This is a genomic window from Massiliimalia massiliensis (assembly GCF_900155615.1).
GTDB lineage: Bacteria > Bacillota > Clostridia > Oscillospirales > Ruminococcaceae > Massiliimalia > Massiliimalia massiliensis.
Genome location: NZ_FUHT01000003.1, coordinates 47,141 through 71,747, shown reverse-complemented (window position 1 = coordinate 71,747; position 24,607 = coordinate 47,141). Strand labels below are relative to the sequence as shown.

28 protein-coding genes, 1 tRNA gene and 1 riboswitch are annotated in these 24,607 nt (G+C 47.9%); of the genes, 14 read left to right on the top strand and 15 right to left on the bottom strand.

All coding sequences use genetic code 11. The features are described from left to right. Positions 1–135: 135 nt before the first annotated feature. The 13 genes from CZ360_RS04330 to asd all read right to left on the bottom strand — a co-directional run bounded on the left by CZ360_RS04330 (position 136) and on the right by asd (position 11,011). Complete coding sequence (locus CZ360_RS04330; RefSeq protein ID WP_077532991.1) at positions 136–1,419, bottom strand: aspartate aminotransferase type Ic; 1,284 nt, start codon at positions 1,417–1,419, stop codon at positions 136–138. Between the two features lie 117 nt (positions 1,420–1,536). Then, entirely contained in the window at positions 1,537–2,826 is a 1,290-nt protein-coding gene (gene larC / locus CZ360_RS04325; protein ID WP_077532990.1) for a nickel pincer cofactor biosynthesis protein LarC, read from the bottom strand. Then, on the bottom strand, positions 2,823–3,593 hold the full coding sequence (gene larB, locus CZ360_RS04320) for a nickel pincer cofactor biosynthesis protein LarB (protein ID WP_077532989.1): 771 nt from the start codon (positions 3,591–3,593) through the stop codon (positions 2,823–2,825). Before larB ends, larC begins: the two co-directional genes overlap by 4 nt. A gap of 138 nt (positions 3,594–3,731) precedes the next feature. Beyond that, positions 3,732–4,595, bottom strand: coding sequence for a YitT family protein (locus CZ360_RS04315; RefSeq protein ID WP_077532988.1), 864 nt, complete (start codon positions 4,593–4,595; stop codon positions 3,732–3,734). A gap of 23 nt (positions 4,596–4,618) precedes the next feature. Next, a complete protein-coding gene (locus tag CZ360_RS04310; protein ID WP_077533744.1) occupies positions 4,619–4,948 on the bottom strand; it encodes a Mini-ribonuclease 3 in 330 nt (109 codons plus the stop codon). Between the two features lie 79 nt (positions 4,949–5,027). After that, positions 5,028–6,302: a GTPase ObgE gene (gene obgE / locus CZ360_RS04305; RefSeq protein WP_077532987.1), complete on the bottom strand. Its 1,275-nt coding sequence runs from the start codon at positions 6,300–6,302 to the stop codon at positions 5,028–5,030. 167 nt (positions 6,303–6,469) lie between these two features. After that, positions 6,470–6,751 carry a 50S ribosomal protein L27 gene (gene rpmA, locus CZ360_RS04300; RefSeq protein ID WP_077532986.1) on the bottom strand — a complete coding sequence of 94 codons (282 nt, stop codon included), beginning with the start codon at positions 6,749–6,751 and terminating at the stop codon, positions 6,470–6,472. Positions 6,752–6,756: 5 nt separating this feature from the next. Then, positions 6,757–7,074 carry a ribosomal-processing cysteine protease Prp gene (locus CZ360_RS04295; protein ID WP_077532985.1) on the bottom strand — a complete coding sequence of 106 codons (318 nt, stop codon included), beginning with the start codon at positions 7,072–7,074 and terminating at the stop codon, positions 6,757–6,759. After that, positions 7,074–7,385 (bottom strand): 50S ribosomal protein L21, encoded by a 312-nt coding sequence (rplU, locus tag CZ360_RS04290; protein WP_077532984.1) that lies wholly within the window; start codon positions 7,383–7,385, stop codon positions 7,074–7,076. Before rplU ends, CZ360_RS04295 begins: the two co-directional genes overlap by 1 nt. A 135-nt stretch (positions 7,386–7,520) precedes the next feature. After that, complete coding sequence (locus tag CZ360_RS04285; RefSeq protein ID WP_229407986.1) at positions 7,521–8,018, bottom strand: prolyl-tRNA synthetase associated domain-containing protein; 498 nt, start codon at positions 8,016–8,018, stop codon at positions 7,521–7,523. 90 nt (positions 8,019–8,108) lie between these two features. Next, positions 8,109–8,858 (bottom strand): 4-hydroxy-tetrahydrodipicolinate reductase, encoded by a 750-nt coding sequence (gene dapB / locus CZ360_RS04280; RefSeq protein WP_077532983.1) that lies wholly within the window; start codon positions 8,856–8,858, stop codon positions 8,109–8,111. 75 nt (positions 8,859–8,933) lie between these two features. After that, positions 8,934–9,824, bottom strand: a complete 891-nt coding sequence (dapA, locus tag CZ360_RS04275) for a 4-hydroxy-tetrahydrodipicolinate synthase (protein ID WP_077532982.1) — start codon at positions 9,822–9,824, stop codon at positions 8,934–8,936. 107 nt (positions 9,825–9,931) lie between these two features. After that, positions 9,932–11,011, bottom strand: a complete 1,080-nt coding sequence (asd, locus tag CZ360_RS04270; protein ID WP_077532981.1) for an aspartate-semialdehyde dehydrogenase — start codon at positions 11,009–11,011, stop codon at positions 9,932–9,934. A 234-nt stretch (positions 11,012–11,245) separates the two neighbouring features. After that, positions 11,246–11,424: riboswitch (Lysine riboswitch) on the bottom strand. Positions 11,425–11,627: 203 nt separating this feature from the next. Between asd and queA the strand changes: the two genes are divergently transcribed. The 3 genes from queA (at position 11,628) to CZ360_RS04255 (ending at position 14,540) form a co-directional block, all read left to right on the top strand. Beyond that, positions 11,628–12,656 (top strand): tRNA preQ1(34) S-adenosylmethionine ribosyltransferase-isomerase QueA, encoded by a 1,029-nt coding sequence (queA, locus tag CZ360_RS04265; RefSeq protein ID WP_077532980.1) that lies wholly within the window; start codon positions 11,628–11,630, stop codon positions 12,654–12,656. Positions 12,657–12,716: 60 nt separating this feature from the next. Next, on the top strand, positions 12,717–13,847 hold the full coding sequence (gene tgt / locus CZ360_RS04260) for a tRNA guanosine(34) transglycosylase Tgt (protein ID WP_077532979.1): 1,131 nt from the start codon (positions 12,717–12,719) through the stop codon (positions 13,845–13,847). Positions 13,848–13,982: 135 nt separating this feature from the next. Next, positions 13,983–14,540 (top strand): manganese efflux pump MntP, encoded by a 558-nt coding sequence (locus CZ360_RS04255; RefSeq protein WP_077532978.1) that lies wholly within the window; start codon positions 13,983–13,985, stop codon positions 14,538–14,540. A gap of 24 nt (positions 14,541–14,564) precedes the next feature. On the opposite strand, the gene CZ360_RS04250 is transcribed toward CZ360_RS04255, so the two are convergent. Continuing rightward, on the bottom strand, positions 14,565–15,047 hold the full coding sequence (locus tag CZ360_RS04250; RefSeq protein ID WP_143530148.1) for a GNAT family N-acetyltransferase: 483 nt from the start codon (positions 15,045–15,047) through the stop codon (positions 14,565–14,567). A 25-nt stretch (positions 15,048–15,072) separates the two neighbouring features. Beyond that, entirely contained in the window at positions 15,073–16,056 is a 984-nt protein-coding gene (locus tag CZ360_RS04245) for a peptidylprolyl isomerase (protein WP_077532977.1), read from the bottom strand. Positions 16,057–16,406: 350 nt separating this feature from the next. Between CZ360_RS04245 and CZ360_RS04240 the strand changes: the two genes are divergently transcribed. The 11 genes from CZ360_RS04240 (at position 16,407) to CZ360_RS04185 (ending at position 24,373) form a co-directional block, all read left to right on the top strand. Continuing rightward, positions 16,407–16,495 (top strand) — tRNA-Ser (locus CZ360_RS04240). Positions 16,496–17,072: 577 nt separating this feature from the next. Continuing rightward, positions 17,073–17,963 carry a LysR family transcriptional regulator gene (locus CZ360_RS04235; RefSeq protein ID WP_077532976.1) on the top strand — a complete coding sequence of 297 codons (891 nt, stop codon included), beginning with the start codon at positions 17,073–17,075 and terminating at the stop codon, positions 17,961–17,963. A gap of 90 nt (positions 17,964–18,053) precedes the next feature. Further along, a complete protein-coding gene (locus tag CZ360_RS04230; protein ID WP_077532975.1) occupies positions 18,054–18,431 on the top strand; it encodes a MerR family transcriptional regulator in 378 nt (125 codons plus the stop codon). Continuing rightward, on the top strand, positions 18,428–19,087 hold the full coding sequence (locus CZ360_RS04225; protein WP_077532974.1) for a flavodoxin: 660 nt from the start codon (positions 18,428–18,430) through the stop codon (positions 19,085–19,087). The genes CZ360_RS04230 and CZ360_RS04225 overlap by 4 nt, the downstream gene beginning before the upstream one ends. Before the next feature lie 11 nt (positions 19,088–19,098). Then, positions 19,099–20,544, top strand: coding sequence for a flavodoxin (locus tag CZ360_RS04220; protein ID WP_077532973.1), 1,446 nt, complete (start codon positions 19,099–19,101; stop codon positions 20,542–20,544). Between the two features lie 16 nt (positions 20,545–20,560). Then, on the top strand, positions 20,561–21,004 hold the full coding sequence (locus CZ360_RS04215) for a cupin domain-containing protein (protein WP_077532972.1): 444 nt from the start codon (positions 20,561–20,563) through the stop codon (positions 21,002–21,004). 1 nt (position 21,005) lies between these two features. Beyond that, the gene (locus tag CZ360_RS04210; protein WP_077532971.1) at positions 21,006–21,473 is read left to right on the top strand and encodes a flavodoxin; all 468 of its coding nucleotides are present in this window, start codon (positions 21,006–21,008) and stop codon (positions 21,471–21,473) included. 242 nt (positions 21,474–21,715) lie between these two features. Beyond that, positions 21,716–22,720, top strand: coding sequence for an aldo/keto reductase (locus CZ360_RS04200; RefSeq protein WP_077532970.1), 1,005 nt, complete (start codon positions 21,716–21,718; stop codon positions 22,718–22,720). Between the two features lie 17 nt (positions 22,721–22,737). After that, entirely contained in the window at positions 22,738–23,424 is a 687-nt protein-coding gene (locus tag CZ360_RS04195) for a carboxymuconolactone decarboxylase family protein (protein WP_077532969.1), read from the top strand. After that, positions 23,421–24,113: a DUF4405 domain-containing protein gene (locus CZ360_RS04190; RefSeq protein ID WP_077532968.1), complete on the top strand. Its 693-nt coding sequence runs from the start codon at positions 23,421–23,423 to the stop codon at positions 24,111–24,113. Before CZ360_RS04195 ends, CZ360_RS04190 begins: the two co-directional genes overlap by 4 nt. Continuing rightward, positions 24,110–24,373 carry a hypothetical protein gene (locus CZ360_RS04185; RefSeq protein ID WP_077532967.1) on the top strand — a complete coding sequence of 88 codons (264 nt, stop codon included), beginning with the start codon at positions 24,110–24,112 and terminating at the stop codon, positions 24,371–24,373. Before CZ360_RS04190 ends, CZ360_RS04185 begins: the two co-directional genes overlap by 4 nt. Positions 24,374–24,607: the final 234 nt, after the last annotated feature.

Sequence of the window (24,607 nt, the reverse complement as noted above, 5' to 3'; positions counted from 1 at the left end):
ATTCTCCCATTTTTCCGTAATTTTATTTAGATTATCTATACTATTTCATTCTGTGAAAATTAGCAGATAATATGAAAAAAAACACCCATAAATGGGTGTTTTTTTAATGCCCATTTTGTGAACGATAAGGCATATTTATCCTAGCAGCAATTTTTCCAGGCTAGCCAAGCGTATACATAGGCAGAACAGCTCCATAGCCTGCTCCAGCTCTGAAACCGACGGGTACGTAGGTGCAATCCGAATATTGCTGTCATGCGGATCCTTCCCATAGGGATAAGTTGCGCCGGCCTCCGTCATCACAACGCCCGCTTCTCTGCACAGGGCAACAACCCGTTTGGCACAGCCGTCCATGGTATCCAAAGAGATGAAATAGCCGCCGTTCGGGGCATGCCATTCGGCGATTTCCAGCGGTTTAATCTCCCGCTCCAGCACAGAGAGCACCATCTGAAACTTTGGCTCCAGAACCTTGCGGTGCTTCTGCATGTGTTCATAAACCCCCTGCGCATTGTGGAAAAACTTCACATGACGCAGTTGCTTGATCTTGTCAAATCCGATCGTCTGAATCGACATCTGCTTTTTTAGAAAGCTGAGATTTTCCTTTGTCGCGGCCATCGCCGCAATTCCCGCGCCCGGAAAACTGATCTTCGACATCGAAGCAAAGATAAAGACGCGGGATTCTGTCCCTATCTTTTTACATTCATCCATCAGGCTCAGAAGCTGATCCGGCGTTTGTGTCAGGTGATGGACGCAGTACGCGTTATCCCAGATAATTTTAAAGTCCGGCGCCGCAGTTTTCATCCTGGCAAACCGTCTCACCGTTTCATCAGAATATGTAATTCCCTGCGGATTAGAATACATTGGTACACACCAGATAAACTTAATACTTTCATCCTCAGCAGCCAATTTTTCAACCAGATCCATATCCGGGCCCTGCGGCGACATCGGGATATTGATCATTTCAATTCCAAACAACTCGCTGATCGCAAAATGCCGGTCATATCCCGGCGCAGGACAGAGGCATTTTACTTTTCTCTCGTCCTTCCAGGGGCGCGGGGAATCGTAGAACCCAAACATCATCGCCCTGGTAATAGTGTCATACATCATATTCAGGCTGGAGTTCCCGCCGATTATTACTTCATCTGTCCGAACGCCCAGAATTTCAGCGTACAATTCCTTTGCCTCCGGAATCCCATCCAAAAGCCCGTAGTTTCTGGCATCCAGCCCGTCTTCACATTTTAAGACATCGCTGCTGGTCAATACGTCCAGCATCCCCATCGAAAGATCAAGCTGCTCCGGGGAGGGTTTTCCCCTAGACATGTCAAGCTTCAAGCCCTGGCCTTTAAACTCCTGGTAGGCTTCGTCCAGCCTGTTCTTCTCCGTCAGCAATTCCTCTGCTGTCATCTGTTTATATGGAATCATAATCCGCCTCCTGCGCAATCTATCCTGTACTCCGATGTAAGCCAAATTTTGCATCGTTTTTTATTGTACTATATTATACGCAATTTTGCAAGATTGTTTTTCTAATCCTGCAAAAAATCATTGACAAATTTTTTTGAGGGTTTCTTGAATAACTTGTTCAATTGTCACATGATATATCTCCGCGGCCTGTTTTGCAGATTCAAACTCAACATATTGCTTTAAAATCTCGCCATATTTGCAGCATTTTACCTGAACCAATCCATAAGAGGTGTCCACCTCAATTATCTCTCTTTGCATAATTGCGCGTTCCAGATTGCTTTTTCTGATCCCAATCGCCGTTGTATTCTGAAAAATCAGCTTGACCGCACTCTGCTGAGCTTCTTCCTTCACCAGTACGCATAGCTTATACGCCGGGCGGTTCTTTTTCATGTAGATCGGCTCCAGCCATACGTCCAATGCGCCAGAATCGCGAAGCAGGCCGCAGGCATAAGCGAGCTGTTCCCCGGTTTGGTCGTCAATATTCGTTTCCAGCAGTACAACCTCGTCACTGTCCTGCCTGTCCGATTCCTCCAGCAGATAAGCACGCAGAACATTCGCCCGGTCAGGCAGATCTTTATTTCCTGCTCCATAACCGATTTTTTTTATATTCATCCGTTTCGGGACGGTAAACTCGTCACAGACTGCGCTGAGAATCGCAATTCCCGTTGGAGTAACCAGCTCCCCTTCCACTTCGGTCAGTTCCATCGGCACCTGGCGGGCTGCCGCGATATTTACCACAGCCGGAACCGGAACCGGCATCAGCCCATGCGCGCAGCGCACGCTGCCCTGTCCTTCGCTCAGAGGAGACGCAATCACTCGGTCAACCTTAAGCTGTTCCAGGCAGATCGCCGCGCCGCAGATATCAATAATGGAATCCACCGCGCCGACCTCATGGAAATGAACCTCCTCAACCGGCAGACCGTGGGCCTTTGCCTCCGATTCCGCGATAATATGGAAAATTTGTTTCGCGGTCTCCTTTGCGGCTTCACTCATTTCCCCGCTTTCAATAATTTCCAGCACGTCTCCCAGGTTTCGGTGGACATGGCCGTGATGATGGTGTTCATGTTCGTGGGAATGTCCATGCTTCCCGTCACTGTGATGATGTTCATGGCCAGCGCCATGATGAGAATGAGCGTGAGCATGCTCATGGTGCTGATCCGGATGCTCCGGATGTTCCAGCAGGACATCAAAATCAAATGCATCAATACCCGCTTTCTTGGTTCTGCCAAATTTCAAGGCATACCCTTCTATCTTCAGGCTGTTGAGTTCTTTTTCCAACTGCTTCTGATCCGCTCCCAAATCCAGCAGTGCGCCGACTGTCATATCGCCGCTGATTCCCGAACGGCATTCTAAGTAAAGCGTTCTCATCTTTCCATACCTTCCTTTCCTGTGCCGTTAGCAATCAGGCGGTTCACCTGTGCGCCGAGATAGCCGGCCCCGTAGCCGTTGTCAATATTCACCACTGATATGCCGTCCGCACAGGAGTTGAGCATGGTAAGCAGCGCGCTCAGCCCATGGAAATTGGCTCCGTACCCCACGCTGGTCGGCACCGCGATTACCGGTTTGTCAATCATACCCGCCAGAACACCGGCCAAAGCGCCCTCCATACCGGCAACTGCGATCACAACATTCGCCTGTTCAATCTCCGGCAGCTTATCAAACAGCCGGTGGATGCCTGCAACACCGACATCATAGTAGCGTTTGACCTTTGCTCCGAAAAAGGAAGCGGTTGCCGCGGCTTCCTCCGCCACCGGGATATCCGCGGTTCCGGCAGTGCAGACCGCAACCTCCCCTATGTAATGCGGCTGGTCAAGCATCAGCGTAATCAGGCCGCCGTTCTCCTGATATTCTGCATCCGGGCAGACCTTTAACACCTCTTGATATTGTTCTGTGCTGGCTTTTGTCGCCAATACAGAGGTGTCTTTTTCCGCCAGGTGTTCAAAGATCACCGCGACCTGCTCCTTCGTTTTTCCTTTACAGAAAATCACCTCGCCGAAGCCGGTACGCAGCTTGCGGTGATGATCAATCCTTGCAAAGCCCAGATCCTCGTAGGGCAGGGTTTTTAGCTGCTGTTCCGCCTGCTCCACAGATACGGTTCCTTCCCGGACAGCCCGCAGCAATTTTTCCACATCCATTTCATTTCCTCCTTTTTCCTGAGAAAATGGACGGAGTAAACTCCGTCCTGATTGGTTCATCGTTTCATTCTCTCCGGCTTACTGCCGGGTATTTTTCCAAGTCCGCGAGTCTCTGATCAGCCGGACGGTACGGCCTCTCTACACCTTATCAATCGCCTTAAAGCCTTCCCCGACTACCTCGCTCGCCGTGGTAACAATAATAAACGCCGCCGGGTCGATCTGCTGTACAATCCGCTTGAGGTGATAGTATTCATTCCGTCGGACTGCGCAGAGCAAAACCACTTTTTCCTTATTTTCATAGGCGCCGTTCCCCATCAGCTTGGTTACCCCGCGGTCTGCCCGCTTGATAATCTCCTTCGCAAGCTCGTCGCTGTGGTCGCTGATGATCATCACCATCTTTCCGGCGTCCAGCCCGTACAGCAGGGCGTCGATGATCTGTGCTGTCACAAACATGGCAATGGTCGCATAAAGCGCAGAGCTAACGCTTTTAAACACCACTGTAGAAACAGCGATAATAACGACATCAGTCAAAAATACGATTTTCCCGATTGGGATATGCGGCAGCTTCATCTGCACAACCTTGCTGCTGACGTCGATGCCGCCGGTAGAGCCATCCACCATAAAGGTCAGCGCAATCCCGGTTCCGCTCAGCACGCCGCCAAACAGCGCGGCCAGCATGGAATCTCCGGTGTACTGCGGAAGATTTGTCCATGCGAAAATATAATCATAGAACACTGTAAAGGCAAGCACTGAGAGGATGGACTTGATGACAAACTGCTTCCCCAGAAAGAACAGACCCAGAATTAAAAGCGGAATATTGATCAGCAGGTTCAGCCAGCCAATTGAGATATTTGTCAGAAAGTTAATCAGAATCGCAACGCCTGAAACACCGCCAGGCGCTATCTGGTTCGGCGCAATGAAAACATAGGTGCCGAGCGCCAGAAGCCCGGTACCGGCCACAACGACAATACAATCCCACCAAAAACGCTGTTTCTTGATCATGGCACAGTCCTCCCTATCTCAGATTAGTCTATCCAGATCAAGGCAAATAATTCTTCGATCCGCGGAATATCGCCCATCAAATACAGGTAGCCAAACAGCGCCTCCATTCCTGTTGCGCGGCGGTACTCCTGCGGATCTGCATTTTTAGGAACATGGTTTCCGTTAGCGTTCCTGCCGCGTTTATACACAGCAGCCTCCTCTTCTGTCAGGCGCCCCAGCAGCAGCTCGACCGCCGCCGACTGGGCCTTTGCGCACACCCTGTCCACCGTCATACGATGCAGCTTGTTCACAGGCATATTCGCCCGCTTCACCAGCCGCTCACGAACCATGATCTCCAGCACAGCGTCTCCCATATAGGCCAAGACCAGAGGGCTGTAAAGCTTCGGATTTTCATACTGCTGTTCCAATGTTCTAACCAAATCCCTTCCGGTTTTATTTTACGAAGTCAAACTGCAGCCCGAAAATATCGACTGTGTCGCCTTCCTTGATTCCCATTTCTTCCAGTTTATCAATAATCCCGGAAAAACGCAATACCCTCTGAAAATACTGCAGAGATTCATAGTCTTCCATATTGATGGTGGAGAGTACCGGTTCCAGAAACGGTGCGTCAATATAATAAATGCCGTCTTCTATCTCGATTTCAAACCGGCGGTCCTCCTTCTTCAGCTCCAGTTCCTCTAAAGACATCGGTTCCGGCTCGTATTCTGTAATAGGCGGCAGAGTATCAAGCAGCTTTCCAACCTCGTCGACAAGCTGTTTTGTCCCCTTTGTTGTCGCAGCAGAGATGTCAAAAAACTTAAGCCCCTGTCCTTCGATAAAGCTGCGGAACGCCTCCACCTGTTCGGCGGACGCCATATCGCATTTATTCCCCGCAACAATCTGCGGACGCTCGGCCAGCTCTTCACTAAAGCTTTTCAGCTCCCGGTTGATGGCATGAAAATCCTCAATCGGATCGCGCCCCTCAATGCCCGACACATCCACTACATGGATAATCAGCCGGCACCGGTCGACATGGCGCAAAAATTCATGTCCGAGTCCTACTCCTTCGCTGGCGCCTTCAATCAGCCCAGGGATATCCGCCATAACAAAGCTTTTCTGCTCGTCCAGCTTTACAACGCCCAGCACAGGAGAAAGGGTGGTAAAATGATAGTTTGCAATTTTCGGCTTTGCCGCGCTGACCACACTGATCAGCGTCGATTTTCCAACATTCGGGAATCCTACTAATCCAACGTCCGCCAGAAGCTTTAGCTCCAGAGTCAGCTCGTAGCCCTCGCCTACCACACCAGGCTTCGCAAAGCGAGGAATCTGCCGCGTCGGCGTGGCGAAATGCTGGTTCCCGGCGCCGCCCCGTCCTCCTTTTGCAATGATATAGGGATGATCCCCGGAAATATCGGCCAGAAGCCTTCCGGTCTCGCTGTCACGAAGCAGGGTGCCGCGCGGCACGCGGATCACCAAGTCCTCCGCGCCTTTTCCAGAGCAGCGGTTGCTCCCGCCGTCCTGTCCGTTCGGCGCGACAAATTTCCGCTTGTACCGAAAATCCACCAGTGTGGACATATTATCGTCTACAACAAAGACAATATCTCCGCCTTTTCCGCCGTCGCCCCCATCCGGGCCGCCGGCGTTGATATATTTTTCGCGGTGAAAGGACACCGCCCCGTTTCCGCCGTTTCCGGCTTTTACCGTTATTTTCGCCTTGTCAACGAACATTTTCCTTCCTCCTTTTTGATAAAATCAAAAAATTTTAAACCAGATCAGGCAAGGCCTGACCCTTCCAGTAATAGGATGGTTCCCATTCCAGAAATCATCCGCCCGGAAAAAGAAAAGGCGTGCTCAGGGCTCCGCCCCAAAAGCACACCTTCACGTTTCGGTTTCAACTATTGAGCAGCGTAAACGCTAACTTTTTTGCGGTCACGGCCAACACGTTCAAATCTTACGACACCGTCAATTTTCGCAAACAAAGTATCGTCAGAGCCGCGGCCAACGTTTTCTCCCGCGTGGATATGAGTTCCGCGCTGACGCACTAATATGTTACCCGCCAACACAAACTGACCGTCCGCACGCTTTGCGCCCAGTCTTTTGGATTCGGAATCACGTCCGTTTTTCGTTGAACCCATTCCTTTTTTGTGTGCAAAAAACTGCATGCTGATTCTTAACATATTACTTACACCTCCAGATCGGTAATTTTAATCGTATTCGGATAATCTTCTGCAAGCAAACTCAGTTGCAGATAAAACGCCTGCAAAAACAGCAGCGCTTCTTTTGATTCGCAGCTCACAAGCCGCAGATGGATTTCGTTCTCCAAAACCTCGATCTCAGCCTCCTGGCCAAGAATTTCGGTAATACCGTTGGCTGTCATCTGCAGCGCGGAGGAAACACTCGCACAAACGATATCCTCCCCGGCGTGTCCATAGCCGGCATGGCCGGAAATGCGAAATCCGCAAACAGCACCCTGATGCTTCTCAAACTGAGCGCGTACCATTATGCTTTGATGGATTCAATTCTTACCTGAGTGTAAGCCTGTCTGTGACCCATTTTGCGGGAAGAAGATTTTTTCGGTTTGTAGGTGAAAACAGTGATTTTCTTGCCCTTGCCGTTTTTCAGAGCGGTTGCGTTCACAACTGCACCGTTTACATACGGAGCGCCAACCTTTAAACCTTCGTCGGTGGAAACGGCAACAACTTTATCAAATGCTACGGCTGCGTTTTCTTCTACATCCAGCTTTTCAATAAAGATAACGTCTCCTTCATTGACACGATACTGTTTTCCGCCTGTTTCAATTACTGCATACATTCTAAGGCACCTGCCTTTTCTCTAATCTCGCTGTTTTCCAAGGCGGATACAACATAAAAAATTGCATCACTTAAAAAGCCCGATACATGCGGCTCTACTAGTTTAGCATAATCCCCCTCCAAAGTCAAGGGGTTTTTACAATTTGATCAGATCCACCGGATTCCCCGCCCGATGAAGCACCTTCACCAAATCATCAACTGCCAGATATAGGGTTGCTGTATTCTCATTCGGATGGACTGCCACCCTGCTTTGCTCTCTGAGATCCTCATCCAGGATCACCTGTACCTGATGGTCTCCGTTGTTGAGCACACCGAACGGCGTCACTGCGCCGCGCCGCAGGCCCAGATGCGTCATGAGGCGCTCCTCTGAAGCAAAGCTCAATTTGCTGCTCCCGATTTTCTGTGCAAGCTCCTTTAAATCGACCTTCTTCTCATGCGGCATGGTGACGAGAAAATGCTGCTTCCCATTTGCATTCCTCAAAAAAAGGTTTTTGGCTACGCATTCCAAATCCGGCAAAGCAAGCTGTACCATGTCGTCAATAGTATAAACCGGCTGATGCCGGATCAGCTCATAGGGAATTCCCATCTCGTCCAGCAGCGCGCATACCTCCGCTTGTCCCATCTTGATCACCACAGCTTCCGTCCCTGCGAAAGCACTTCCTTTCTTCTGGTCACAGAACTGATTTTATCCGCAAAATAATTTCCACAGGCTTCAGTCCAAAGACTACACCATCTTGCTCATATCATAAAGTCCTGCCGGCTGGCTCTTTAAAAAAACCGCCGCATTTACCGCGCCGACTGCAAATATTTCCTTGGACATAGCCTGATGCTTTAACGAAAGTATTTCGTCATGGCCTGCAAAAATCACCTCGTGCTCCCCGACGATTGTTCCGCCCCGGACAGCATGAATCCCGATCTCATTTTTATCCCTCTTTTTGCGCTGGGCATGACGGTCGTACATATATTTCTGGGTATGATCCATGGTATCGTTAATCGCGTCGGCCAGCATCAGAGCGGTTCCGCTCGGGGCGTCAATTTTCTGGTTGTGATGCTTTTCGATAATCTCAATGTCGAACTGCCCGCCCAGCACCTCAGCAGCCTTCTTTGCCAGCGAAACCAGCAAATTTACCCCCAGGGACATATTAAAGGAGAAAAATACCGGGATTTCCTGAGCCGCCTCCCGGATCATCTGAATCTGACCGGGCTGAAAGCCTGTCGTCGCAATGACTGCCGGAATTTTTTCCTGTTTCGCATAGGAGAGAATCCCCTCCAGCGCGGCAGGATTGGAAAAATCGATAATCACATCTGCCTTCTCTCCGCAGTCCTGCCAAGAGGAATAGATTGGAAAATCGCTGTAGGGATTGGTGTTTAAATCAATCCCGGCGGCAATCCGGCAATCCGGACGTTCTTCTACACAACGGCTGATCACCCTTCCCATTTTGCCGTTTGCACCGCTCAATAATATACTGGTCATAATTTTTCCCTTTCCTTTTCCTTCAAACACGTAATGGAAAAAATCTGCACATAGCTTATGTGCAGATTCCCCTTTTTATTTTACCAGGCCGGCATCCTGCAAGGCCTTCTTGAGTACTTCAATGGAATGGTCATCCATCCGGTAGAGCGGCAGTCTGCACTCGCCGACATTCATCCCCATCAGGTTCATCGCTTCCTTCACCGGGATCGGGTTGACATCCAGGAACAACTTGTTGGCGATATCCAGCAGCTTTAACTGAAGCTGGGCGCTTTCCGTAACCTTACCATCAAAATAAAGCTGGCAGATATCGTGCGTTTCCTTCGGCATAATGTTGGACAGCACCGAAATAACGCCAATCCCGCCCAAAGACAGAAGCGGCACAATCTGGTCGTCATTGCCGGAATAGATATCCAGGTCGTCTCCGCAGAGATGACGGATTTTAGCGACCTGTGAAATGTTCCCGCTCGCTTCCTTCACCGCGACGATATTCTCAATCTTTGACAGCTCATAGCAGGTTTCCGGCGCAATGTTCACCCCGGTCCGGCTCTGCACGCTGTAAAGGATAATCGGCAGAGAAACGCTTCCGGCAATTTTCTTATAATGCTCAACCAGACCGCGCTGGGAGGTCTTGTTGTAATATGGCGTCACCAGCAAAAGGCCGTCCGCGCCAAGCTGTTCCGCTTCCTTTGACAAGGAAACCGCATAGGCCGTATCGTTGCTTCCGGTTCCGGCCACCACCGGCACCCGGCCGGCTGTATACTGCACCGCAGCCCGAATCGCTTCGCGATGCTCCGCATCCGTCAGGGTAGAGCCTTCGCCGGTAGTTCCGCAGATGATAATGGAATCTGTCCCATTTTCAATCTGGAAATTAATGAGTTCGCCCAGTTTATCGAAATTTACAGACATATCCGGATTCATCGGCGTGATAATCGCGACGCCCGCACCTGTAAAGATTCTTTTCTTCATAGAAATGATCATTCCTTTCAGAAAGCAGACAAAGCGTATCTGCTTTTAGAATTCTGTGCCATCCGGCACGGTGCACATGTTTGAGCGCTTTCTGTTCAGCGCCCGGCCTAGTCCATATAACCCTGTGCCGCCAGTAGTTCAGCGAGCAAAACCGCCCCGCCTGCAGCGCCGCGCAGAGTGTTATGTGACATGCATACGAATTTATAGTCATACTGGCTGTCTTCTCTTAAACGTCCGATCGAAACAGCCATGCCGTTTTCCAGCATCCGCTCCGATTTAATCTGCGGGCGGTCCGGCTCCTCGAAATAGTGCAGGAACTGTTTCGGCGCGCTCGGCAGATTCAGCCGCTGCGCCTCCCCGCTAAAGGCTGCCCATTTTTCCTTGATTTCTTCTATCGACGGTTTGCGGTCAAAGGATACGAATACCGCTGCAGTATGCCCGTCGCTGACAGGAACACGCAGGCACTGGGTCGTAATTGCAGGGCCCTTCGCGTCCACAATGATGTCGCCTTCAATTTTTCCCCAGAGCTTTAACGGCTCCTTCTCAGATTTTTCCTCTTCCCCGCCGATATACGGGATCAGATTGTCGACCATTTCCGGCCATCTCTCAAAAGTTTTTCCTGCCCCGGAAATCGCCTGATAAGTACATGCCAAAGCTTTTGTAATGCCATATCCCATCAATGGATGGAGCGCCGGCACATAGCTCTGGAGGGAACAGTTGGATTTTACAGCGACAAAGCCCTTCTTTGTTCCCAGGCGTTTTCTCTGCGCCTTAATAATTGCAGTATGATCCGCGTTGATTTCCGGTACCACCATCGGAACATCCGGTGTGTGGCGATGTGCGGAATTGTTGGATACCACCGGGCATTCTGCCTTAGCATATGCTTCCTCCAGCGCGCGGATCTCATCCTTTTTCATGTCTACAGCGCAGAACACAAAGTCCGCCAGAGACGCGACTTTTTCAATATCCTTCGCCGCGTCCATCACAACCATATCCTTCATGGACTCCGGCATCGGAGTTGTCATTGCCCAACGGCCGCCGACCGCGGCCTGATATGTTTTTCCGGCACTGCGCGCAGAGGCCGCCAGAGCGGTAACAGTAAACCATGGGTGGTTTTCAAGAAGGGTCGCAAACCTCTGTCCAACCATCCCGGTTGCGCCGATGATCCCAACGTTATAATGTTTCATCTTTCTTACCATTCCTTTCTTCCCGAACCTGCATTTCCAGTGAAATAATGCAGGTTCCCTGTTTGAAAGGCTGTGCTTTCAAACTTTGTCTTTCCAATCCATGCGAAAGCAGGTGAATGTTGCCAAATGTATCCCCTTATAACCCACTATAAATATGAAAAAAACCGGTTGAAAACCGGCTCATCTTATTATATAATGGAAAAGTTGACGACACTGTCTGTTTCGTATTTCTTTTTTGTCGATAGCTCTCCATCAATAACTGATGACAATTCTATATCTCTTAAATATAGAATCAGGGCGAACGGCTGCCGTTTGCAGTTCCCCTTCGGCAAATTTTCCTTTCAACACAAACTCAAACGACTTCGGCAGTCTCCTTTGTTTTACTAATAAAATCCGCGACCTCTATCCGTTTTCTATTTAACTATTATAATAATATCACCGAACGTTTTGCCTGTCAATTCTTTCGTTTATTTTTTCCATTTCTTCTATTTTTTATTCAAACGGTCAATTCTATCATATGCGGATTGACGAGAAAAGGTTTCCTGTTTTTTTGCTTTTCGGATGATTTTTCTGAAAATATAGCGGATTCCGAAATTTGAAAGGATATGATCCAAAGATGAAAACCAGCGATTTTTATTACGACCTACCCCAGGAACTGATCGCGCAAACCCCGGTCGAGCCGCGGGATCATTCCCGTTTGATGGTGCTTGACCGGAAGAACGGAAGCTTGAGCCACCTCCATTTTTATGACGTGCTTCATCTTCTTAATCCCGGCGATCTGCTGGTAGTCAATAATTCCCGTGTCCTGCCCGCTCGGCTTTATGGGACGAAGGAGGATACCGGCGTGGCGATGGAGCTTTTGCTGCTGGAGCAAAAGGAGCAGCTTCTGTGGGAATGCCTGGTCAAGCCGGGCAGGCGCTGCAAGGAAGGCGCAAAATTCGTGTTTGGCAACGGGCTTCTGCACGGCGCGGTGGAAAGGGTTCAGGAGGACGGCAACCGTTTGATCCGATTTTCCTGCGAAAAGGACTTTTTCAGCACGCTCGATCAGATCGGCCAAATGCCGCTTCCGCCCTATATTACCGAAAAGCTCCAGGACAAGGAACGCTATCAAACCGTTTATTCCAAGGAACTGGGTTCCGCCGCGGCGCCGACAGCCGGTCTGCATTTCACCGCTGAACTGATGGACAAACTCCGCGGCAAGGGCGTCTCGATAGCAGAAGTGACCCTTCATGTCGGGCTGGGAACCTTCCGCCCGGTCAAGGCGGACGACATAAACAACCACAAAATGCATTCTGAGCATTATTTCCTGCCGCAGGAAACCGCTGATCTCATCCGTAAAACCAAGGAAAACGGCGGACGGGTGATCGCGGTCGGGACTACCAGCTGCCGGACGCTGGAGAGCGTCGCGACCTTCTGCAATGGCGCAATCGAGGAGTGTGAAGGATATACCGATATTTTCATTTATCCGGGTTATCAATTCAAGGTGCTGGACGGATTAATTACCAATTTCCATCTCCCGGAAAGCACGCTGATTATGCTGGTCAGCGCTTTCGCCGGATATGACCATACAATGGCGGCCTATCAGGCAGCCGTAGCAGACCGGTACCGGTTCTTTAGCTTTGGAGATGCAATGCTGGTCATCTAAGCAGGCAGGATAAAGCAGATAAAAGCAGCCGAACAAATGATATGATAGAAAGGAACTGTTATGTACACCTTATTAACCAAAAACGGACATGCCCGCAGGGGAGAATTCAAAACGGTTCATGGAACGGTTCAAACTCCCGCATTTATGAATGTAGGAACTGCCGCCGCAATCAAGGGCGGAATTTCCTCCTATGACCTGGTTGATCTCAAATGCCAGGTGGAGCTCTGCAACACCTACCATCTCCATGTACGCCCGGGAGATGATCTGATTTATGAGCTCGGCGGACTGCATCGTTTTATGGGCTGGGAGCGTCCCATCCTGACTGACAGCGGCGGATTCCAGGTGTTCTCGCTCGCCTCTCTCAGGAAAATTAAGGAAGAGGGCGTTTATTTCAACTCTCATGTAGACGGCAGAAAAATTTTTATGGGGCCGGAAGAAAGCATGCGCATCCAGTCCCATCTGGCTTCTACCATCGCAATGGCCTTTGACGAATGTGTCGAGAATCCATCCACCCATGAATACTCCAAGCATTCCTGCGAACGGACTACCCGATGGCTGTACCGCTGCAAGGACGAAATGGAGCGTCTGAACGCCCGGCACGATACCATCAACAAGCATCAGATGCTGTTTGGAATCAACCAGGGCTGCGTCTTTGAGGATCTTCGGATCGCCCACATGCAGGAAATCGCCAAGCTGGATCTTGACGGCTATGCAATCGGCGGCCTGGCGGTCGGCGAATCAACAGAAGAGATGTACCATATCATCGATATGGTAGAGCCTTTTATGCCCGCCGGCAAGCCGCGCTACCTGATGGGAGTGGGAACGCCGGGAAACATTATAGAAGCAGTGGCACGCGGTGTTGACCTGTTTGACTGTGTTATGCCCAGCCGAAACGCACGGCACGGGCATCTGAACACCTGGAGCGGTATCCGGAATATTATGAACGCCAAATACCAAAAGGATGATACCCCGATCGACGAGGAATGCGATTGCCCAACCTGCCGCCGCCATTCCAAGGCATATCTCCGCCATCTCTTTAAGGCAAACGAAATGCTGGCAATGCGGCTTGCCGTCATGCATAATCTTTATTTTTACAATACGCTGATGGAAAAAATCCGCGAAGCCCTGGAACAGGGAACTTTCCCGGAATTCCGCGACAGGTATTCCACCCTTCTTGATACCAGAATCTAGCATAACGCCTGGATATGCTTCATAAAATATATGGGTTATCCGAGCTGAATTGGGATTCCCTGATAAAACAAAGCGGCCGAATGTGATGAAAAGCCCTTGTTCTCGCGGCACTTTCAGAAAGGACTATGAACAGATATGGGGATATTTGAAGTTATTGTAATCGGGATTGGACTCTCTATGGACGCCTGCTGCGTATCTATCTCAAACGGGATGTGCACCAACCCGCTAAAGCCGCGGCATGCCCTGGCCGACGCGCTCTTCTTTGGGATTTTCCAGGGTATGATGCCGATCATCGGTTATTTTGCCGGCTCTTTATTTGTCGGCCTTTTCTCCCAGTACAGCTTTTGGGTTGTATCGGTCATCTTCTTGCTGCTGGGCGGTAAAATGATCTATGATGCGGTGACGGAGGAAGAAGCGGTCGTATGTAAAAAAATGACCTTCCGGCTGCTTCTGGTGCAGGCAATCGCAACCAGTATCGATGCCCTGGCTGTCGGTGTCAGCTTTAGTGCAATGAAGGTCAATATTTTTGTCTCCGCCTCCTTGATTGCCGCAACCACCTTTATCATTTCTTTTATTGCAGTCTATTTCGGACACAAGGTTGGAACAATCCTGAATAAAAAAGCAGGGATTTTCGGCGGCCTGCTGCTTTTGGGAATTGCAGTGAAAACATTATTGAGCGGCCTTTTCCAGTAAACATAAAGAGGGATGAAATGAATTTCATCCCTCTTTATGTTTACTCAAACTCTTTTGCATTAAAAAATTTAAAAGCTTTACGCCGCTCCGGTCAACGATGTTTTCGTGAAGCACCGCAAAACCGCAATGCTCAAAGAAACCCCTTGCAGTGATCGAGGCGAAGGTATAAATCCGGTCTGCTCGATCGGCTCTCGCTTTCTCCTCTATTCTCTCGAGCAATCTGCGGGCAACGCCCCTGCCCTGAAAGGCGGAATGAACATAGAGCCGATCAAGGTATCCGTTTTCTCCCAGATCGGCAAATCCAACCAACCGTCCGTCCTCTTCCGCAACCAGTGTATCATGCGCGAGCAGGGAATGATTCCATTCCGTTTCATCCCGGTCCGGCGGCGCCCAGACATTGAGCTGCGCTTGGGAATAATCCCTGGCATTGACCGTGTGAACGGTTTCATAAAAAAGCTCCATAGTCATCCGGCTATCCGATGGGCCGTATGGACGAATCGTGATCATCTGCGTTTCCCCGTTTTCGGCCTGATTAGCTCTTTGTATAGGTGTCTGTGGAAATCTTTTTATAGGTTCCCTTGTATTCCACATCCAGCTTTTCCTGAACCGCAGCCAGCTTGGATGAAAAATCTTCGTTGATTTCATCGTTGGCAAAAGACGTCTTGTTCTCCGCAATATAATCCATATCGAGCGGCATCCGCTTTATAATATGGTAGCCATAGCTCGTTTCTACAATATCGCTGATTCCGTTGATTTCCAGTGCTTGCGTTGCTTTGTAAAACTCCTCGACCAGCCCGCCGCCATCCGGAGTTTGCCCATTGATATCAAAGTAATAGCCCTGCGGTGTGCTTGTCATGCCAGGATCTTCCCCATATTCCTCAATCAGCGTGTCGAAATCCTCGCCGTCCTGTGCGCGTTTTAACAGTTTTTGGGCTGCCTCCAGTTCTTCTTTGTGCGTCTTCGCGTCCTCATCATCAAATTTCACCAGAATATGCTTGGCACAAAAATAATTTTCATCATTGACATTTTCCAGAATTTGATCCCCATAAAGCTGCTCGAATAGCTTTTCACTGAGCAGGTTGTTTTCCATCAGTTTCCGGTAAACATCCGAGGTCAGATTGCTTTGATCTAATGCTTCCTCCATCTTTTCTTCGCTGCCATACTGCTCGATCATTGACTGGATCGTATCATCTACTGTCTTTTTTTCATCCTCTGTCAGCGCCACGCCTTCTTCCTCCGCCAGCAGGCTGACCGCGTAGGAATTTAACAGATACTGGCTTGCCAGGGTTTTGAGACTGGCAATCTGATCTTCATTTTCCTCCCAGTAATTTTCATCCCCCTGGTCAAAATTCGACTTTAACGTGTTAAAATAATAGCGGTATTCCGCATTAGAAATCTCTTCTCCATCGATTGTCATAACCGTGGCATCTAAATCAGACGCCCCACAGCCCATCAGTATAGCTGAGGTCAGCGCTGCAGCAATCGCAATGCTTCCCGCTTTTTTCAAAAAATTCATATCGTAACTCCAATCTTTTCGATCTCTTTCAATCAGCCCGCAGGCTATTAAGTCTCATTATATCATACCCTGCTAAAAATGACAATCAGAAACTGCAAGAAAAGCCCTTGCAACAAAGCAAAAAATAGTATATAATATTATGGTCGTCATACGGAGATGTATCGAAGTGGTCATAACGAGAACGACTCGAAATTTATTGGATTAGTGTCAGTTTTGTCCACTGAGAATCCAGTATTTATGCGGGGTCACGCAGTTCGAAAAACCGAATATTTTGCTGTTCTTTCCGTCAGTTCTTTCCAAAAGTTTTTTCTTTGCAAAAAACATCAGGAAAATGGCGGGCTGACATATACGGAAGCGTATCGAAGTGGTCATAACGGGCCTGACTCGAAATCAGGTAGCCTTCACGGGCTCGTGGGTTCGAATCCCACCGCTTCCGCCATCGGAAACCGCATAAACCCAGTGTTTATGCGGTTTTTCCATACTCGAATGCTCTTACGGCAGGGATAAGAATTCCTGCCGTTTTGTTATTTTAGGAGTGCTGTTATCAGGATTTTTATGATAACAACGCTCTTTTTCGTTTCTTAACCGGAGCATTTAAAACCGTGACAAAATCCCGAATTATTGTAAAAATGTTATCAAAACGAGTAAAGCGATATGAAAAGATATAAGGAAACACGGGGCAATACATAACTCAAATAATTTGGAGGTAATAAAAATGTCAAATGAAAACAACAGCCTAAGTCCCGCAAAATCAGCAGACTTTCTTTGTGGTTGTTCAAAGTTAAGAATAAATAAAAAACGCTATTCGATATACCGGCAAGCATCGCCTTTGTGATACAGCAAAGACACTTATCAGGGAAAATCCCTGAAATCCTTAAACTATTTGTATCCATTTCAACTAAGATACCTTGCTTATCAGACGCCTTGGTATATAAAATTCATAATAGGCATATCTGTTGATTAGATATGTTGAAAATGGAACGGATTTATGTTAGACTATATGCGGAGGTGCTGATATGGAACTTCGTGTATTAAATTATTTTTTGGCAGTTGCAAGAGAAGAAAACTTTACAAAAGCGGCGCAGCAGCTTCACGTTACACAGCCAACGCTGTCAAGACAAATTGCAGATTTAGAACAGGAACTTGGCGTGAAGCTGTTTGTCCGCAGTAATCACAATATTATTTTAACCGAGGACGGCATGATATTAAAGCGCCGTGCGCAGGAAATTTTATCTTTGGCAGATAAAACAAAGCGTGATTTTATGCAAAAAGAGGAAGCGCTCTCCGGTTCCATTTCAATCGGCAGCGGTGAATTTCGTTCCACAGAATATCTGGCGAAAATCATTGCAGAATTCCGCAAAAAATATCCAAATGTAAAATATGAGATATACAGCGGAAATGCGAACAACATTCGGGATTATATTGAAAGAGGAATTCTTGACATAGGCTTGATGTCAGAGCCCGTTGATATGCGTAAATATAACTTTGTCAGTATGCCAATTAAAGAACAATGGGGTGTGTTTGTTCCGAGTGATTCTCCGCTTTCTGAAAAAAAGAGTATAACTCCTGAAGATCTAAAAGGAATGTCGATTGTGACAGCAACAGGCGACTTCAATCAAAGCCGCATCGGAAAGTGGCTTGGTGATTATAAAGATCAGGTAGAAATCGCAGCTACCGCTAATTTACCTTACAACGAAGCCGTATTAGCCAAAGAAAATATAGGCGTCATGCTTAGTATCAACCTTAACTGCATCTATGAAAATCTACGGTTTATTCCATTGCAACCCGTTTTGGAGATTTCAACGGTCTTAGGGTGGAAAAAGGAGCAGATATTTTCTGCTACAACCTCTACCTTTATAGATTTCGCCACAAAATACTTAAAAGGCATATCTTGCGATAAAATATAAGTATTAGACATTTCAAAGAACCGAATTTATAATAAAGGTGTTCCACGACGGAGCACCTTTATTTTATTGTTTACCCGGAAAGGAGTTCATATGACGATCTTTGAGGCAAGTGAAAAATATAACATCCCTGTTAAGATATTGCAGGAATATGAAAGCTGGGGACTGTGCGGCGAGGTAAAAAAGGTAATGGGCTCGTGGCAATACGACGACAGCGATATCGAAAGACTCAGCACCATTATGACGCTCCACGATATTGGATTCACAAACGCCGAGGTGGAAAGGTATATGAAGCTGCTTCTGCAAGGTACATCCGGTGAAGAAGAACGGCTTAAAATGCTGGAAACAAAAAGAAACGGAACGCTTGATGAAATCCACTTTAAGGAACGGCAATTAGACCGGCTGGATTATCTGCGGTTTGAAATGAAATCGCAGAACAAAAATAAAACGAAAAGGAGAAATGTAAAATGAAAAAATTAGTTTCTATCTTTATGGTACTCACTCTGCTGCTCTCTTTTGCGGCTTGCAGCGACAATAAGAATAATGAGAGTTCTTCCTCTGCGCCACAGCAATCAAGCAATCAAAATTCTACATCCTCGGAGGAATCAAACAGTCAAAACGATTCTTCCGCGCCGACCGAAACAGACTCTAAATCATTGGTGGTTTATTTTTCTTGGTCGGGAAACACCGAGAATGTCGCCAAGTCGATTCAGAGCCAAACAGATTCCGATATTTTTGAAATCGTCCCCTCCACACCGTACAGCGATGATTATGATACTGTTTTGGATTTAGCGCAGGAGGAACAGCGAAGCAATGCCCGCCCGGCAATTTCGGGCAGCATTGAAAGCATTGAACAATACGATGTGATCTATGTAGGTTTTCCGAACTGGTGGGGCGATATGCCGATGATCCTCTATACCTTTTTCGATACCTACGATCTGTCCGGCAAGACGGTTGCTCTGTTCTGCACCAGCGGCGGCAGCGGACTTTCTAACACGGTAAACGAGGTAAAGGGACTTGAGCCGAATGCAACGGTAACGGATGGACTTCATATCGGCAGTTCTTCCGCTTCCAATCCTGATGACGCGGTCAGCGAATGGCTGAACAACATAGGACTGGCGAAATAAGGAGTTATTTTATGAGAAAAACGATATCTCTGCTTTTATCGCTGTCCTTTATTTTCTCTCTGGCAGCTTGCGGTCAGTCAGAAAATCCCGGCACAAGTTCACAGCAGCCGTCTGCAAGCAATTCTCTGGAGGTAACTGATATGCAAGTACCCGAAAACTTTGTTTTAATAAAGGGCGGCTCGTTCCAAATGGGCAGCCCCGAATCCGAGGCGTGGCGCAGTGCCGATGAAACACAGCATCCGGTTACTGTCAGCGATTTCTATATGAGCAAATATGAGCTGACACAAAAAGAATATAAAGAAATCACAGGCAGTAACCCGAGCAATTTCAAAGGAGATAACCTGCCTGTGGAAAACATCTCCTGGCTCGACGCAGCAGCCTACTGCAACATCCGAAGTGAAAGGGACGGCTTAACCCCCGTCTATACAATCAACGGTCAGAATGTTTCTTGGGACAGGAGCGCAAACGGCTACCGCCTGCCCACCGAGGCGGAATGGGAATATGCCTGCCGTGCCGGTACGAGTACGCCGTTTTATATGGAAAATTCACCGAGCGCAGAGGATGCAAACTATTACGGGCATTACCCTTATGAAATAGAGGACAATTATTTTTCACAGGGCAATCTGCAGATAAAACCCGGCGAATACAGACAAACCACTGTCCCGGTAGACAGCTTTTCCGAAAACCCTTACGGGCTTTACAATATGCACGGCAATGTAGGCGAATGGGTTTGGGATTATTACGGCGACTATTCCGCTGATGAACAAACCAACCCCGCCGGTCCTGCCTCCGGCACGCTTCGGGTTTACCGGGGCGGCGGCTGGAATGATTTCGCTAAAAATATGCGCTCGGCATACCGCGCGACACTGGAACAAAATAAAGGCAGCTTTAATCTCGGTATTCGCTTGGTGTTAAATGCGGCTCCCGGTTCCGGCAGCGTTTCAGGCACAGGAGCACAAAATACATCCGCTGACGGAAACGGTAAAATCTTGATCGCTTATTTCTCGTGGGGAGGCAATACAGAGGGCATCGCCGAGGAAATCCAAAGCCAGACGGGTGCAGATATCTTTGAAATCACAATGGTAAATCCTTACTCAAGCGACTACAATACCGTTTTGGACGAGGCGCAGCGGGATCAAAACGCACAGGCCCGGCCCGAACTTGCAAATCACATAGACAATATGGACGAGTACGATATTGTTATGATCGGCTATCCCAACTGGTGGGCTTCTATTCCTATGCCGGTTGCGTCTTTCCTTGAAGAATATGATTTTTCAGGTAAAACGATACTTCCGTTCTGCTCCCACGGCGGCGGCCGGTTCGGACAGAGTTTGACGGCTATCGCTAAACTTGCGCCAAACGCTGCAATGGGAGAAGCTCTTTCTATTCACTATTCGGGCGGCTCGGAGCTTTCGGGTGATGTGTCCGAATGGCTGAATAGCAACGGAATCCAATAAAAGGGAGATATGATCAATGAAAGTGACAGATAAAAAACAGTTTGAAGCAATGAATGTGTTTGGGACAGGAAATCCCAACGAAGCCTTTGCACAGTATTTTACCGGCGAATCCTTTTTGAACCCGCTGACAAATCCGCAGGAAACAGCATTGTTTCTTGCCAATGTGACCTTTGAACCAGGCTGCCGCAATAACTGGCATATTCATCACGCCAAAAGCGGCGGCGGTCAGCTTCTTATCTGTACTGCCGGCGAGGGCTGGTATCAAGAGGAAAACAAAACGCCGGTTTCTCTCACCGCAGGGACGGTCATTACCATTCCGGCGGAGGTGAAGCACTGGCACGGAGCAAAAAAGGATAGTTGGTTTTCGCATATTGCCGTGGAAGTACCGGGCGAGGACACCTCGAATGAGTGGTGCGAGCCTGTGAGCGATGAAGAATATAACAAGTTGGAGGAAAAATAAGATGAAAAAATTAGTTGCATATTTTTCGGCGAGCGGCGTCACCAAAAGTGCCGCAGAGCGTTTGGCAAAGGCGGCCGGCGCCGATCTCTTTGAAATTAAGCCTGCTGTTCCCTATACCCGTGCCGATCTTGACTGGACGAATAAAAAAAGCCGCAGCTCTGTTGAGATGAACAATCCCGCTTCCCGTCCCGAAATCGCCGAACAGATTTCTAATATAGAGGACTACGATACCATATTTATCGGTTTCCCGATTTGGTGGTATGTCGCGCCAACCATTATCAACACCTTTGTGGAAAGCTATGATCTTTCTGGCAAAACAATCGTCCCCTTTGCTACTTCCGGCGGCAGCGGGCTGGGTAAAACCGCAGAAGTGCTGATTCCTCTCTGTCCGTATGCAAATTGGGAAAGAGGCAAAATGCTCAACCATGTATCAGAGCAGGAGTTGGAAACTTGGGCGAATCGCTTTTGAATAAAAATAAGGAGGCAGCGTTATGCCGCATATTGATATTATGATGATTCCCGGACGGGACGATACGGCAAAAAAGAGATAGCCGTTAAGGTTCAGCAGTTCCTGGCAAAGGAACTGAACATTGATGAGAAATTCGTTTCGGTGTCGATTGAAGAGGTCGAAAAGGAAGAATGGGCTGCCCATATGGAACGCTTGAAAGATAAAAAGATGTTTGTAGAGCCGGGCGTATAAGGAGATTTTTTATGGAATACACAAAATTAGGAAATTCAGATATAGAGGTGTCAAAACTGTGCGTCGGTTGTATGAGCTTCGGAAAAGCCGGAACGATGCACGACTGGACTTTGGATGAAGAACGAAGCGAAGCAATGATTCAGCACGCACTGGATCTCGGTATCAACTTCTTCGACACTGCCAATGGATATTCAGCAGGCACCAGTGAAGAATATCTTGGACGGGCAATCAAAAAGAATATCGCAAGAGACAAGGTCGTGCTTGCCTCAAAGGTATATTTTAACGAAGGGCGGCTTTCCCAAAAAGCAATTCTGCGAGAGATTGAGGGAACACTTGCCCGTCTGGGGACGGACTATCTCGATTTGTATATCATCCACAGATTTGATTATGATACACCGATTGAAGAAACGATGGAGGCCCTGCACTCTCTGGTAGTTGCAGGAAAGGTTCGGGCAATCGGCGCTTCCGCGATGTATGGTTATCAATTCCACAATATGCAGATTGCCGCAAAGGAACACGGCTGGACGCCGTTTTCCGCTATGGAAAATCACTACAATCTGCTTTACAGAGAAGATGAAAAAGAGTTGATTCCCATTTGCCGACAGATGAATGTCTCTCTAATGCCGTACAGCCCTCTTGCAGGCGGACATTTGGCAAGAAACACCTGGCAGTCCAATACCCTCCGCGGAAAAACCGACCGTGTGGCAAAGGGAAAATATGACCATATGGAACAGCAGGATATTCTTATCGTAAAGCGCGTAGAAGAACTTGCAAAAAAATATGACTGTACAATGTCTCAGATTGCTATTGCGTGGCAGTGGGCAAAAGGCGTGACCGCTCCTATCATCGGCGCAACAAAAGAAAAGTATCTTGATGACGCAGCCGGCGCATTTGGTATAAAACTGACGAACGAGGACATCGCGCTTCTTGAGGAACTATATGTGCCGCATCCAATCGTAGGTGCGATTGACAAAAATCCGGAGCAGGGAGTCATTCTGCTGAATGAGAAGAAATAAAGAAAGGGGAAATGAAAATGGATTTGCATATCACTGATCCCGAATTTGCAGAACGCTTCGAGCATTTTGCTTTCAACGAAGTGCCAAACGAAGAGAGTCAGCAGTTAGATGAAAAGACACGCTATATGGCAATTTTGGCGGCACTGATTGGCTGCCAAGGTGTAGACGCATACAGAGAAACGCTTCCCAAAGCGTTAGAGAACGGTATCACGCCGATTATTGCAAAGGAAATTGTTTATCAGGCAACCGACTATTTGGGTTTTGGCAGAATGCTGCCGTTTCTGAATATTACAAATAAAGTATTTGCAGAGCGAGGCGTTAAACTTCCTCTTGACGGGCAGGCGACGACTACCCTTGACAACCGGCTTGAAAAGGGAATTGAAGCGCAGGCGGAAATCTTCGGAGAACAAATGAAAGAGGCTTGGAAAGCGGGCCATATCAATCGCTGGCTGGCGGCAAACTGCTTTGGCGACTACTACACCCGAAAGGGTCTAACCCTTGCGGAGCGTGAACTTATTACCTTTTGCTTTCTTATGGCGCAGGGCGGCTGTGAACCGCAGCTTATCGTCCATTCCAAAGGAAATATCAAGATGGGAAACGATAAGACCTTTTTGATTAAGGTCGTTTCACAGTGTTTGCCGTATACCGGTTATCCCCGCAGCCTAAATGCGATTTCCTGTGTGGGTAAGGCGGTGGAGGAATGAAGCTGAAAGTTGTTATCAAATTATCTGTTGATATTTTCATGACGCTGGCACTGCTTTTCTTAATGGGCTATCATTTGTGGGGAGAAGCGCTCCACGAATGGGTAGGCGCAGGAATGCTGTTCCTTTTTATTGCTCACCACATTTTGAACGGGTATTGGTATAAATCCTTATTTAAGGGAAAGTACAACACAATACGTATTTTAACGCTCTGTATTGATATTCTTGTGCTTGTTTCTATGCTTGCTCAAATGTACAGCGGCATTGTGATGTCACGCTATGTGTTTGATTTCTTGCCGTCAATTGGCGGTATATCGTTAGCTCGGAGGCTTCATATTCTCGGTGCATATTGGGGCTATATTCTTATCAGCCTGCATTTAGGTCTGCACTGGAATATGATTTTGGGAATGTTTCGAAAGGCGGCAGGACTAAAAAACAAGTCAAAAATCCGCAGTATCGTTGCTTTTATTGCCGGATTGATGATTGCCGGATATGGTGTGCGGGCGTTTATCAACAGAGATTTTTCGACTTATCTGCTGCTGAAATCTGAATTTGTATTTTTGGATTACAGCGAATCGAAAATTTTGTTTACCATAGATTATCTCGCGCTTATGGGACTTTGCGTCTTTATTGCCCATTACTGCACAAAGATGATACGAAAATTAAGAAAGAAATCGGAGGAACAGCAATGAAAAAAGTTGTTTTAATCGTTTTAGGTGTACTGCTGTGTTTCGGTCTTTCCGCTTGTGCAGGTCAGCAAGTCAAACCGCATGTTTCCGAGCCAAGTTCCAGACAGGAGCAGTCGGACATACAAAACAACGATGAAGTTTCAGAAAATCAATCAACTAATCCGCAAGAGCCGAAATCATCGTCAAGCAATACAGAAGCACCCGAAACAGGAGAACAAAAAGTGAAGCTGACAATAGACGGACAAGAATTTGACGTGACCTAACAAAGGATTATCCGCCAGCACTTGCCGACGTGCACAGAGAATAGTAAGCGCCGCAAATGTTATCAAACCGCTCCGCACGCAAAAATAAAGCGATATGAACAGACAGGGCGGCTTTTTTATTCCAAACCTATGTGTTATCCTCTTGAGATAGGCGCAGGAGACAAATCTTCCCTATTGACGCAGCCAGTCCTAAAGAGCTTTAGCATCCAAACAAGGACTTTGCATCCTTTTTAC